The 13,153-nt window shown below is 54.2% G+C and carries 14 protein-coding genes; all 14 read right to left on the bottom strand.

The annotated features are described in order from the left end of the window. Positions 1-107 precede the first annotated feature (107 nt). Positions 108-1,079: a DUF916 domain-containing protein gene (locus tag ABC336_RS20915; protein ID WP_038693785.1), complete on the bottom strand. Its 972-nt coding sequence runs from the start codon at positions 1,077-1,079 to the stop codon at positions 108-110. A gap of 69 nt (positions 1,080-1,148) precedes the next feature. Continuing rightward, positions 1,149-2,132, bottom strand: coding sequence for a hypothetical protein (locus ABC336_RS20910; RefSeq protein ID WP_038693784.1), 984 nt, complete (start codon positions 2,130-2,132; stop codon positions 1,149-1,151). Further along, positions 2,119-2,667: a hypothetical protein gene (locus ABC336_RS20905; protein WP_038693782.1), complete on the bottom strand. Its 549-nt coding sequence runs from the start codon at positions 2,665-2,667 to the stop codon at positions 2,119-2,121. The genes ABC336_RS20910 and ABC336_RS20905 overlap by 14 nt, the downstream gene beginning before the upstream one ends. Beyond that, the gene (locus ABC336_RS20900) at positions 2,664-3,056 is read right to left on the bottom strand and encodes a hypothetical protein (protein WP_038693780.1); all 393 of its coding nucleotides are present in this window, start codon (positions 3,054-3,056) and stop codon (positions 2,664-2,666) included. The genes ABC336_RS20905 and ABC336_RS20900 overlap by 4 nt, the downstream gene beginning before the upstream one ends. Before the next feature lie 67 nt (positions 3,057-3,123). After that, positions 3,124-3,603: a hypothetical protein gene (locus ABC336_RS20895; protein WP_028598712.1), complete on the bottom strand. Its 480-nt coding sequence runs from the start codon at positions 3,601-3,603 to the stop codon at positions 3,124-3,126. Positions 3,604-3,675: 72 nt separating this feature from the next. Next, positions 3,676-5,745 carry a hypothetical protein gene (locus ABC336_RS20890; protein ID WP_038693776.1) on the bottom strand — a complete coding sequence of 690 codons (2,070 nt, stop codon included), beginning with the start codon at positions 5,743-5,745 and terminating at the stop codon, positions 3,676-3,678. Continuing rightward, positions 5,742-7,604 carry a Flp pilus assembly complex ATPase component TadA gene (locus ABC336_RS20885; protein WP_038693774.1) on the bottom strand — a complete coding sequence of 621 codons (1,863 nt, stop codon included), beginning with the start codon at positions 7,602-7,604 and terminating at the stop codon, positions 5,742-5,744. Before ABC336_RS20885 ends, ABC336_RS20890 begins: the two co-directional genes overlap by 4 nt. Next, positions 7,601-8,440: a CpaE/TadZ family protein gene (locus tag ABC336_RS20880; RefSeq protein ID WP_038693772.1), complete on the bottom strand. Its 840-nt coding sequence runs from the start codon at positions 8,438-8,440 to the stop codon at positions 7,601-7,603. The genes ABC336_RS20885 and ABC336_RS20880 overlap by 4 nt, the downstream gene beginning before the upstream one ends. Before the next feature lie 14 nt (positions 8,441-8,454). After that, positions 8,455-9,162, bottom strand: a complete 708-nt coding sequence (locus ABC336_RS20875) for a hypothetical protein (RefSeq protein WP_038693770.1) — start codon at positions 9,160-9,162, stop codon at positions 8,455-8,457. Between the two features lie 11 nt (positions 9,163-9,173). Continuing rightward, the gene (locus tag ABC336_RS20870; protein WP_038693769.1) at positions 9,174-10,295 is read right to left on the bottom strand and encodes an SAF domain-containing protein; all 1,122 of its coding nucleotides are present in this window, start codon (positions 10,293-10,295) and stop codon (positions 9,174-9,176) included. A 47-nt stretch (positions 10,296-10,342) separates the two neighbouring features. After that, positions 10,343-10,954, bottom strand: coding sequence for a hypothetical protein (locus tag ABC336_RS20865; protein WP_052098192.1), 612 nt, complete (start codon positions 10,952-10,954; stop codon positions 10,343-10,345). 2 nt (positions 10,955-10,956) lie between these two features. Next, positions 10,957-11,127: a hypothetical protein gene (locus ABC336_RS20860; RefSeq protein ID WP_156995780.1), complete on the bottom strand. Its 171-nt coding sequence runs from the start codon at positions 11,125-11,127 to the stop codon at positions 10,957-10,959. Between the two features lie 82 nt (positions 11,128-11,209). Next, positions 11,210-12,154, bottom strand: coding sequence for a ParB/RepB/Spo0J family partition protein (locus ABC336_RS20855; RefSeq protein WP_038693767.1), 945 nt, complete (start codon positions 12,152-12,154; stop codon positions 11,210-11,212). Next, positions 12,102-12,929, bottom strand: a complete 828-nt coding sequence (locus ABC336_RS20850) for a ParA family protein (RefSeq protein ID WP_038693766.1) — start codon at positions 12,927-12,929, stop codon at positions 12,102-12,104. Before ABC336_RS20850 ends, ABC336_RS20855 begins: the two co-directional genes overlap by 53 nt. Positions 12,930-13,153 lie beyond the last annotated feature (224 nt).

Here is a 13,153-nt window from a genome sequence, read left to right as displayed (position 1 = left end):
AAATATGCGAAACTGGAAAAACTTGCTGTTGCCTACATCATAGTGCCGATTCTGTTGCCTGTCCACTGTCCGGCAGCCTCTCCTCTGCAGGAACCAGGAGCCGCTCGTTACTCCGTGCGCGAAGCCCTTCTTCTTATAACAACAACGACGATGACAAGAATCAGCAGCAAGCCCCCGTAGACGCAGGATGGGCGCAATCCAAATGAACCTTCATGAAGCGGAGAAACGTCCCCAGTAGCCTGAGTCACGGTTCCAGATGGCATAGTCCGACCGTCCGTTACTTCAAAAGGGAAATCCTTCTGTTCTGTGCGGTCACCCAGCATTGTCTTTACTTCCGCCATGTAAGAACCGGGAGAAAGCGGCCAGTTTAGCTCCGCCATGTACTGTGCGACCGTGCCTGCATAAATGGAATCAACCGTAGATTTCCTTTCAAACAAAAGCTCGCTGGTATCGTCCTGCCGTTTGAGTTGCACCTCGATCTCCGGTTCGGACAAGCTATCGCCTTCATTGACCAGCAAAATCGTCAGGCTCGCTTTTCCGTTCTCCAGCGTGTATACGGCTGCGTGCGGGACAGCCTCAGGAGGCTTCGCTTCGACCATCTTGTAGTTGAGGATGACCTGCAACCCGATTTTACGCGTCGCCGATTCCCTCATACTTTGATCGTAGACGCCGATGACGGACACGTACTGGCCCGGCTCCACACTTTCAGGTATCTGCATTTTCATTGTAAAGCTTTGCGTCTCGCCAGCCTTGAGGGTTATACTGCGATCCGGCGCCCTGTACCATGCAGCCGAACCGGTATCGGGATCGCTCGGTAAAGTAAAATCCTTACCGCCGCCCAATGCGGGCATGGCATCGGCCGCATAGAGCAGCGCTGTTATTTCCTCATCAGTGGGATTCGTGACGTGAACCGTGTACTCGCGCTTATCGCCGGGTACTATATCCTCGACATAAGCGCTGAGCTCCGGGTTGATCCGGTCGGAATCCCCACTGATGACCAGTTGCTGTCCGTCCATAGGGTTTGTAAATCCGGCGGCTATCCAAAAAACGATTGCCGCCAGCAACAGTCGAATCCACATGATTGATGAACTCCTTTGCTACTATTCCGCTTGCCATCGCTCACATGAGCGAATAGGCAAACATTCCTGCTAGATGGCCGAGCCGGGGCAAGGGAGGGGCATATATCCCTTGCGCGCGGCTGCTTGCTCGCTGGCAAACGTTTCTTCGGCCTGATAGGTGTAACCGCAGGAACTGCGAAAGTACACCTTCATACTACCTTTCCCGGCCCCGATGATCGTTGGACGTTTCACGATGCGGCTCCCGCCAAGCGCATAGTTGTTGTACACCTTTGCTCCCATCGGGATACCTTGTACAAAAGCCAAAACGCCCACATCATCCACCGTATTGTGCCAGTCCTCATCGGAGATCAGAGGCAGGGTGAACGTGTAGGAAAGGCCATTTCGAGAGACCGTTTCGTTATATCGATTGATCCGGTAGGCCAACTCGTCCTGGATCGCCCGGACAATCGTGCTTCGTCGCACCTGCTCGAAGAGCGCAGCATCCTGCAAAAGCGGAATCGTCGTTTGCTGCCGGATGTCCTGCCGCAAGCCCTCATGCCAGCCTCGGCTGGCCGCATCGTAAGCGAGTACCTGCTGGTCGAGTGTAAAGGAAAGGCTGTTGCCCGCCGAATCGGCATACGCATAAGGCTTCTTCGTTCCCCAAGCCGGTTTCATGACGGTTTTCCCGTCAGTCCCCGTCCATTCTTGCTCGGAATAGACGTAAAAGCCGTCGTACCCGACGATCACGATAGCCGGAATGTAGCGATGCAGAACATCTTGCGACACCGAATCATCCGCAGTGCCGAAGCCCGCGTCCAGCGTCCGGTAGAACGCCGCCAGCGCTTCTTCCTTGTTCAGCGCGACATGTTTGGCCGAGGCATATTGCGCTTCCTGCTGCTGGCTTGCGTTAACGACGAGCAACCTCGCGGCATCGTCTACCGCCGCATCCAGCGCAGCGTCGTATCTCAACTCCGTCAGCATCGTCCGTCGAAGGGTATCCGTCTCATTCCGATTGACGATCGCGAAGGGGAGAAACAACAGCGCGCCGACGATGGCCCATTCAATCCATTTCATTGCGCACCACCCCGCCATACGGAATCACGATTTTTTCATTTGGACTGATGGTATTATTCAGAAAATCGAAGAACAGCGTGCCTGCCGTTCGGTTCGTATTGCGCACAATCACCGAGAAGCTGTCGCCTGAGCGCATCCTGTAACGACGGCTTGGGTGATCCTTTGCAGTCTGATTGTCCGGGAACAGCACCGGAAGGATCTGCGCATTGAAAAACGCATCGTACTGCACTTCGTAACTGCCCATAAAGGTTTCAGGCCGTGTCGGATCGCCGTAAACCGGTACGTACTTCTTGCTGTCATGTTCCATCTGAACGTTGAAGCTATTGCCGGTCGCCGCAAGTGCGCTCACGAAATCGTTGTACATCGTTGGCGTGATGCCGCCTTTGTCCCGAACCGCATCGACAAAGGCTGTCGTCGCGCGCAAGGCGACCAACTCCGAAATATCGTCCTGCTGGTCAAAGGCGGCAGAGAGCGGGTAGAGATAGAGCAGCAGAATAGCGATCAATACGGCGAAAATTTTGATCAAACTGTTCATGGCAGGCTCCTTAGTGTCAGGCGCTGCAAGTGACCGGAAGCGTCCCGTTCATAGGCGGGCTGATATCGCCCCTTCAGACGTATGCCTACGGACGAAAGCTGCTCCCGTTCCAGCGGCGGCGCGAATCGAATGCCGTCTACCACCATTTCCGCATCTCCTTCATCTAGGCGAGCGATAGCTTGCAGCACTTCCGCACCGGATACCGAACCGTCGCCCGAGAGCGGTACAGCGATTTGCTGCAAGTTGCGCTCCTGCGATTGGCCGGTTACATAGGCGAGCGAATTGAGTGAGGCACAGGTCTGAAACAAAATCAGACCGCTTCCTGCGGCCATGAGGAAAACGAGCAAGGCTGCGCTCATCTCCAGCATCGTTCTTGGCGCATAGTTCATGCGTTACACCTCCTTCATGACGAAAGCGTCCAACCTGGGCCGGACGCTTTCGTAACTTCATCCGACCTTATTGCTGCCGGAAGATGATGCCGCGAATGACATTGCTGCTGTCCAGCACCAGCGTGCTGCGGAACTTGCCGCTTGGATTAACGTAGTTGATGTCCGCTTCGTCTACGGTCTGGCTAATCTGGCCGGGTGCGGCTCCGACGATTGCGCCGTAGGTGACGCTATCCAGAGGCACACCGGTATTGACAACCTTGCCGTACCACTGACCGGTCGGGTTTTTGCCGGTAACGATCTGGATGCCAAATTGGTCCTGATCGCGGAACTTGCGAAGCGCGTTGACAACCTGACTGCCCGAAAGCGTCGTATTGTCATACACCGTAAACGCCGTTTGTGAAAGCTCCGTCTGGATATTGCTGAAATTGCTTTGAGCCGCCTTGGTCGAATCCTGGGCGGAAATAAACAGCACGACAGCCAGTGTAATGAGTGCGATGGCAAGGAAGATTCCTGCTGCCATGACAAGTGCCTTCTGCGCATTGGACATGTACAATTCTCTCCTTTGATTGGGGGGATAAAAAAACGCCTTCCCGCTGATGAAGGAAAGCGTCTGTATGGGTTACTGGATGCGTTGAAGCTGATCGTAGTACACGGACATCTGATGCAGGCTGACGACGACAAGCGGAATGACCAAATACCCGAATATCAGCGCCATCAAGGGGGCAAACCCGATCCAGCGGCTCCAGCCTGCCTTTTGTTCGATTAACTGTTCATACTCCTGCTTGCGCTGCTCCCGCGCAAACCCCTGCTCTGCTTCGAGATCGTCAAATGCCTGCCGGATCGTCAAATGCTGCGAAGCCATTTCCAGCTTTTCCACGATCCGAACAAAAGGCAGAAACGGTGCATCTTCTTTGAGCTGCGCAAGTGCCTGCTCCTCACCCTGTTCAAAGTGAAGCAGGCAGGCTTGCAGTGGCTCCTTGAAGACCTGCGCGAACTGCTCCATCCATAGCAGAAGCTGTTCAACCGACATCCGTTCCATCTCGGCGAGCATGGCAATCACGGCCTGCAACTGATCCACCTCGTGTTTCATCTCCATCTGCCGCATACGCCGCTGGAACTGTCGAATACCAACTGGCAGCATGTACCCGCCCCATCCTGCGGCGAAAGCCAAAAACGCTTCCCACCACGCCAGAAAAGGCTTATTCAGCTTCTCCAGCTTGCCCAGGATGCGCCGCGCCGCCTCTCGAAGCTGATCCTCCTTGATCTGTGAAGCCGGGTCCTTGCGCAGCAGGCTGATGACGCTATTTTCGCTTCGCGGCCTCACCTCCTTTAATTGATCGAGCATCCTTCGATCCAGCGCGGCAGCTTCCCGCGCCTTCGTATCCTCCTCCGGGGACAACTGCCCGAATAGTGTTCCGGGCTTCACCGGTGCATACAGCACCTGATGCCGCTCCGCTGCATGCAAGGACACGAACAAGCCCAGCACCGTTAAAATGGATGCGAACCCGGCCACGATCCGTTGCACGTAAAACCATTCGAGACGTAAGGGAGAGGCTGTATCCTTGAGCAGCCGGGTTATCCGTTCCGCTTCTCGCGAGCCGGGAACCGGCCCCAGTCGGTGGGCCAGCCAGCGCATCCACGGCCAGCCATAGACCCGTTGCTCCCATCTTTTTCGGCTGGTGGGCCTTGCGGTCGCATCCAGCTCCGACAGGTTGCGCAGCAGCACGTAGCATAGCCACACGACGACAAGTAGACAGAGTTTGACGGCCCAACCGAAAGCGCTGGCGTAGAACGTGTCCATTGCCGGAAAAAAGTGGCTGGCCCAGGCTTCAATCGGACGGGTAAACAGCAGCGGCAGCAGCGCGATAACGGTCAGCCCCTGTAATAAGAAGCTGAGACGCTCGCGACGCAGCAATTCCAGATTCAGTTCGATGGACAGCTTTTCCAGTCCCTTGAGGTAGACCGAACCGCTTTCCGTTTGCTGATCGCCATGCTCTTTGATGAGATACGACAATCCCGCAAAGCCCTGCAAATAGCGATTCGGGGCATGCTCCACATATTGCGCCAGTTTATCTTCGGCGTCGCTGTCCGTCAGCATGTCGTACAGTTCTTGCCCGTGCAGTGCCATTTCATACGGCGCGCTGTCAGCCGATTCATAGACGGCTTCATCCACCATCCCGTGACGATGGTAATGATGTCTTACATCCCCAAGAAACAAACGAAGTTGTCGCAGCAGCCGCATTTCGAGCCGATAAACACCCATATCCGAGAGGATGCCGTGGCCGACCCAAAGACCCATGCCGAGCATCGCCAGCGTGAAAGGGTCGCGCACCGCCAAAACAAGCGGAATCGCGGCCAAAAACAGGACAAGCCACATTATGAGTGCCGATTTCATCACCTCAAGCCGCAGCTTCCATTCGTCCCCGAGCCGCAGAATGACCAATCGCCTGCGAAGGTGCTGCAAGTACATCCTTAAAACCGGCATCTGCTCGCAAACGCTGTATAGCTGCTGCATGAAACTGTAAACCGCCTGCTTGCGAGGCGCTTGCCCCGGCTTACGTAGCGCTTCGTAGCGCCGGACTGCCTCCACCTCCGAATCACGCCGGGACAGCCACAGGAAGGCCGCGACAGCGGCAAGAAAGAGCACAGTTGCGATGCCGAGCAGAGGGGAGAGCCATTCCCGCATCATGTCTCATCCCCCCAATGGGATGCCAGAAACGCATCAAAGACAGCCTGATCGGGGCCGCTCAAGTATTCCGTAATCTCGCAGCGACTTTGCTCGGACAGGGGATGAACGGCAACGTAACGACCGTCGCGGTATTCGACGAGATTTCGGGCGGTGTACAGCGGGCGATCCGTCGAGCGGCGAAAGTATTCGAGCGTCGTTTCCATAAAGGCTGCCATTCGTTCGTCCTTTGTCATTTTCCCGCGAAAGGCTTCCGGGTACGCCGTCTCCTGCGGCACTGGGACGCATTCCGTAATGCGCTCGATATATCGCCGTCCGTCCAGGTCGCGGCGGAGGTGAATATCGAAGTTGACGACGCTGACGACCTGCTGCTCCGCCACACGCTCGTTCGTAAACACCTTTGTTTTCAACAAGGAATTGCGGAGAGACAGCACTAGGTCACGGAAGGTTTTGGCGTGATGCGTGAACAAGGTGAATAATGACGCCACCTGTGCCATCTGAACCATCCAAGCGGCGACCGGATCGGTCGCTACCTCGCCCAAAATATTGACAGAGCCGTCCGTCTTCTTCTGGATGTCCAGCCCCTGTTGACCGGAAATCGTCTCGGTTTCGCGCAGGCTGACGATGTTGCGTTCTGGATAAATTTTGCGCAATTGAAGCTCAAAGCTCATTTCCTGTACCCGGATGGGCAGCACTTCTGGAATATGGCGAACCATCGCCATAAGAAGCGTTGTTTTGCCGCTGCCCTGCGCACCGGTAATCGCGGTGATCCGCGCACCCGATACCAAGTAACGAATGAGGCCAATCGGCAATTCCGCGCCTTCGTCCTGAATCAACTGCTCCAGCGTCGCGCTTTGCACGTCGAATTTGCGCACAAAAAAAGCCCACGATTCACTGAATCGGGGGCGCAGCACGACGACGCGGGAGCCGTCTGCCATTTCATTGACCTTAAATCCGTTCGCCTCGGACAACTGGCCGGGAAAATTGTGCTTGTAGATGATCTGGCAAACGCGTCGCAGTTCCTGCTCGGAGCCGAAGGACAAGAAGCTCAGGTGGATGGACTTCCCCTTGTAAAACAGCCATATGCTGTCATGCGAACGGGGCAGCGACTGAAGCTGTGCGTCCTCCTCCAGCGACCATTCGCCCTCCCACATGAGCGGCGGCAGACCAGATACGCCCCCGGATACGCCGTCCACACGCATGTCGCGCAGCTCGTCCACGACACTGAATCCCTTGTAATGCTGATAAATCCGCTGGACGACAAGCTGGAGCTTATCGTCCGTCGTCAAACGCGGCGCTTCACGGGCGAAGACGCTACGAATATCCTCCGACGTAATCCGGTACGTTTCAAGGTGGCCTTCCTCGTTTCGTCTTTGCCGATCCCATTCATAGGTTTGAACGAGCCGGTCGAGCGCATGAAGCCCGGCTTCCTTTTTATATGTGTAAATCAGAATATCAAACTGGTCTTGCGCGGAGAGGGACTCCGGCTGATGAAAGGGCAGCAGGAGGTTCAAATGCGCATCGTCCAGTTCATAGCGCTGCGCGAGCAGGTCGGCAATGATCTCCTTGACGTATTCCTTGTCCCGCAGATCACCGGAGGTGCAGCCCCGCAGCGCCTTTTTCAGCTCCGCCCGTTTGCTTTTTCGGCGGCGGTATTCTTCCTCCGACAAACCGAAGTCGGCCAGGTTGCTGCTGGTTAACTCGTGTAGCGTTGCTTTTACGAAAGTGGTCATCGCTTCCAGCGTATATACCGATGTGTCGTCCGTCCGTTCCGGCAATCGTCGGCTCAGGCGCAAATAAAGGAAGAAGATTGAAAGCAACAAGAGCGCGATCAGGATGAAGGCATTGAGCATAGCCGTCATAGCGTGTCGCCCTCCTTCCCGCCGAAAAGGGACTGCCTTGTGCCTGCGCTGTCGATCACAGCCTGCGCCAATCGTCGCACCTGCTGCACGAACAGGTGGTTCTCATGACCGCTTGCTATCTTTCTGTTGCGAAACCAGAAAGGATTCGCTTCGCCATGCTGTGCCGCATCCATCCAGCCTGTATTATGTGCAACAGGGTACAAGGTCGGTCCTATACGGAATTGACGCATGAGATTTTTAGAAGTGAGCGTCGAATAAGGGTCGTACTGTCCGAACACGAGCAGCGTTCTTCGGCCTTGCAGCATCGCTGCTTCTGCCGATTGAAAAAATCGCTCAAGAAGGAGGCGGTTTTGCGGCAGGCAGACGACCCATACGTCGGCCTGCTGCCGCAGCATTTCGTCCCAAGCCGACCCGCTGCCGCTCCCCCCATCCAACAGCACTACATCGTAAGCGCGGCGGGCAACCGCAAGCAGCGGTGTGAGCCATTCTTTTGCCGTTTCGATAAAGATATCCTCTTGCTTGATGGAGCCGGGCAAAATATCCAGGCGATCCCGCAGCAACGGATGGGCATAGTCACGCAGCATGACAGGCTCCAGCTTGCGGTTTTTCAGCAGACGCAAGAGCGCATCAATTCCCGTGTCCGGGGTATGCATGTCCTCTCTTCCGGCAGGTCGATAATAGGCTCGTTCGACAGCAGCATAGCTGCTCTGCAAATGCCCGAGCAGCAGCAATCGCGCCGAATATTCCAAACCCATGCACGTCGCCGCGGCGAGCAGATTGGTCGTTGTCCCGGCCTGACCGGAAACAGGACTCCAAAATACAACGGTAGCTCCCATAAACGTTCTCCTTTCTACCACACCCGCACCCGTTTACGGGCGATTGCCCAGGCTCGTCGCGCTGTCTTGCGGTCGCAATCGCCAAGCTGCTCGAGCATCGTCAGCAGCATCTCGCGAAACGCCCCGGTCAGCCCGCGAAGGTCGATGCGGCCGTGGTGTTGATTGTTCAAATCGACGGCTGCATCGCGTTCGTCCAAAGGGAAGCGAAACACCGTATCCTCCAACTGGATATGCCGCAACCGCTTTTCGGCTCGCCAAGCTGCCAGCTTTCCCGGTATGTCAGGGGAGATCAACTCGAAAAACGAGACAGGCTCTTCCGTATTCTGTAAGCCGAGACGAATCATCAGTTCCTCGTTTTTCTCCAGCGATAACCGCCTTCCATCCCAGCACCACACCCGCTTATCAAACTGGGACAGGTTGTGGTGGAAAACAAATTCCGTATGGTCAGTGTCCACCAGCATGATGTCGTATGCCGGTGCCGTCCCTACCTGTGCCAAACCTCGTTCAAGCTGTTCGGGAGTGAGATAGCCGTAGGCCACATCCATACCTTCATAATCCTGAACGGCGCTATTGGCATAGGCGTGCGGCAGATAACCCCGAATCGACTGCGTGACGGTTGAATCCACCAACAGCACTTTATTCCCCAACGCCACAAGCAAGCGGCCAAGCACCAACAAAGCATGCGTCTTGTCCGCTACGCCGATAAAAACAATTTTTTTCATATCCGCACTCCTCATTGATTGAAGATATTTTCCCACTTATCTTCGCTTGCCGGAGGCGCTTCGGTTGCAGGAGGCATACCCGATGGCTGCGACGGCGAAACGGCAGGAGGGGGCTTCTGTTGATTTTTCGAAGATTGCGTAGCTGCTGCACCAGCAGCATCACTCACGCTAGGCTGCGGACCATTCGTCGAAACTGCTGATTCTCCAGACTGCGGTGTGCCTACTGGCTGTGTTCCGCTCATGGCATTGCCCTGCCGCGTCGTCATCCGTTCGTTTTGCAACTGCTGCTGCACGGTTACACTACCGCTAGTGACGCGAAGTTTGTCCGAGTCGCTGACCGCCTTCAAATTGCCATCCAGCGTTTGACGCAACGCGCGGGCAAGTTCGATTTTTGCGGTTTCGAGCAGATTGGGATCGACTGCCATCAGGTTCAATACCTTCTGATTGGCCGGATAGTTGACCACAGCCGCTTCCTGTAAGCCCGGCTCGATGTACGGGAGGGCATACAACCGCGCTCCCTGCAAGTACGCATCAATAATTGCGCTGGACGTTTGGAGGATGTCCATCTCATTCAGTTCCAGCCACACAACCGTACCGGACAACTCCTGTACCTTCTTTTTAGATAAGAGAACAAAGTCCTCGCCGGTTGGAAAGCCGATGCGAACGTCTATATATTGGTTAGGCTTGAGATTAGAGGGAAGCTGAATGACCTGAAACTCCTGTATGCGCAAATCCTTCGGAATGGGCTGTCCTTCGTACAATAAAGAGGAAAGTAGCGGCGTTCCTGATGCAAGCTCGATCTTGGCGTTTTTGCCGATGATGCTTTCCCGGTCGGTGATGACGCCCGGCGGAACCAAACTGACGGGCATCGGAACAGCCTTGAGGTCATCCGCTTTGAGCGAGACGCCTGCCGGTATTGTTTTTGCAGTCGTCCAGACATTTCGGCTGTTTTGCTGCTCCTCCTTTTTCAATTGCTGAATCTGCCGCTCATACTCCTCTTTCATCTGTTGCTGCTTTTGCTGCTGATCGGTGTGCCGCATCAGCATATACAAGGCCGCTGCTACCAGAAGCGCCACGCTGATTGCGATGGCTCCCATGATGAGCGTCTTGCGGTGTCGATACGTCCATGACATCGTTCACGATCTCCTTTCATTTATATAGAAGATACCTTGCGCTTCTCTTAACGCGCTTCGCCTCGCGGACGCGGCTTTGATGGGGCTTGCTCCGCTTGTCGTTGTGCCAGCTTCTCGGCCGCCCATGTGGGCGTATGCTCCGGCTTCAGGAACCCCATCAGGTCTTCCCGGTTATAGCGGTATTCATCGCCGGAATAGAGGGTTTCCGCATAGATCGCCCGCCCACGTGAGTTCCCGGAGGCACCGAAGCCTCCCGTTACCCAAATCAACTGATGGTCTGCCGTGCGAAATTCCGGCCGCAACCAATCCAAACGGGTCACAACAATTCTGCCGCCGAGATCATCGTCACTTTTGATGGGCAGGCATTGGTCGGGTTGAATGGGAGGCATCGGCTCCGTGATCGTAGCGCGCTCGGTCTGGAGTTTCTCGATTTCCCATTGCAATAGCTTGGTAAATTCCTGCATTGCGACCAGGTAATCCGCATATCCTTCTGCACCGTAATACTGATCGATGCCAAACAAATTATTCTGCGAGCAGTAGCAAACCAAATAGGGCTTTTCGGTATTCGTGATGTCGATGCCTAAAACAACCTCCACCCTGCCAATGGGTAGCGCTTGATAGACTTCGTAGTCACCGGCCATTCGTTTCTCTTGCTCCATCGTCAGCCCTCCCGGTTCTTTTTGCGGTCATGTTTCTTGTGCCAGCCTTCGGCTTCCTGAGCCTGCTTGCGCAGTTGTGCTTCTTCCTCCTCGGATGGCCTACTACGCGCAAAACCCGGCTTTTCTTTCATTAGACGTTCATACTGACGCCGTTTTCCTTTCGTAAAGTCCATTGATGATCTCCTCCCCGAAAATAGGCATAAAAAAGCTCTCCGTCAGGGGAGAGGGCGCATGAACAGGGCGGCAACGGGGGAATTACCGTTCGTGCTCCCTCTGCCGCCTTTTGTACCAGCTTTCCAGCAGTTGCACGATTAGGTCTTCCTTTTGTTTTTCCGAGAAATCTCGTGGGAAAAAGCGGTCGATTCGTTCTCGCTGAATACTCATTTTTTCTTTCTGATTCGGCTTTTCCTCCGTCAGTATGGTGTAAATGACATCTGTATTCAGCCTGCCTTCTTGACTCATCTTTTTCATACGCTGAGCCTGAGCAAGTGAAGGCGTGCAGTCCTCGGCCTGCATGGTCTCGAATAGGGCTAGCTGTTCTTTCTCGGCCAAGTAAGATAACTCAACAGCAGGATTAAAGGCAATCCGTTTGTCGTCTACCATTTCGAGAATGTGAGGAGTGAGTTCGGTTAGGCGAACGTATCTAAATATTTGGTTTTTGCTTTCGCCCATCTGTTCTGCTAATATCTCGCTTGATTTCTTTGCAGCAGACTTGTTCCCAACTTGGGAACGAGTTAAATCTGTTCGTTGTCCTTGTCTGTTCATAGCTTCCAATTTCATTTTGTAGGCAAAAGCTTTTTCACTCGGAGAAATATACTCCCGTTGCAAGTTGCTATCCACCATGATGATAGTCGCCTGATCGTCATCCAACTCGCGAACGAGACATGGAATTGTCTCCATACCAGCCAATTCACTTGCCTTCTTTCGACGATGGCCGGATACCATTTCGTATCCACCGCCTACCTTTGGCCGAACTAAGCCGGGAACAAGGACACCATACAGCTTGACACTATCCGCCATTTCTAACATCGCTTCATCCGCCCTTACCTTAAAGGGATGACCGGGAAATTCACTAATTTCAGCCAATGGAATATCCATCACCTTTTCCCGTTGCGAATCGTTGCGGCTTTCCTCTGTCGAGAATAAATCATCGACTTTGGTCAGCTTTATGCTGGCGAGCCGATCTTCTTTCGCTGCCAATATCCTGCACCTCCTTCGTAAGTGCAGCGTAGGCTTTAGCAACCTGTCCGTTCGGATCGTGGGCATAAATGCTTTTACCCTTGGCGCTTGTTTCCGCCGCGCGGATGGACAGGGGGATTTCTGTATTGAATACACGCAGCTTATCCCCATAATCCCGACGCAAAACGAAAGAAATGTCTTTGGCGAAATTGGTTCGGCTGTCTACCATCGTGAGCAGCACACCATCCACAGCCAGCTTCGGATTAATTTGACGCCGAACGCGGGCAACCGTCTGCAAAAGCTGCGTCATGCCTTTGGCGGGCAGGTAGTGCGCCTGTACCGGGATAATGACGCTATCCGCCGCTGCCAATGCGTTGATCGTCATCATGCCCAAGCTCGGCATACAGTCGATCAGGATATAATTGTAAACAGCTTTGACGGAATCGATGTACGAACGCATAATCGTTTCCCTGCTCATCGTATTGACGAGCGCCACTTCGACTGCCGATAACTCGATGTTTCCCGGCATCAGGTCGATACCTTCATGATGATGCAGAATACCTTCCCTCGGTTCATACGGCTCCTCTGTCATGCCTTTCACCAGCATCGTAGCCAATGAAACGGATAGACTGTCCGGTTCATGGAAGCCCAGCGAATCCGTTAGGTTCCCTTGCGCATCCGCGTCCAGCAGCAGAACCTTCTTGCCTTCCGCCGCCAAGCCAATGCCGAGGTTGACCGCTGTTGTCGTTTTGCCGACGCCACCTTTCTGATTCGCGAGAGCGATTACTTTGCCCATCCAACAATTCTCCCTTCACGCAAAAAAGCCGACTGCGCTGAACATTCAATAGTCCAGACAATCGGCTTTTTGAAAAGTATCTATATAAAAAGAGAACGCCCCAATTTTTGGACGCTCTCTTGGATATTCACAAAATTCAATTAAAAGTCATCAGATGTGTCCACCCATTTCAAATCCAACACAATAGAAACTTCGATTTTATCTTTCAATATCTTACTTCTAAA

Origin of the sequence: Paenibacillus jepli (assembly GCF_047238105.1) — a bacterium.
Taxonomy (GTDB): domain Bacteria; phylum Bacillota; class Bacilli; order Paenibacillales; family Paenibacillaceae; genus Paenibacillus_D.
This window is presented reverse-complemented; position numbering and strand designations above follow the sequence as displayed.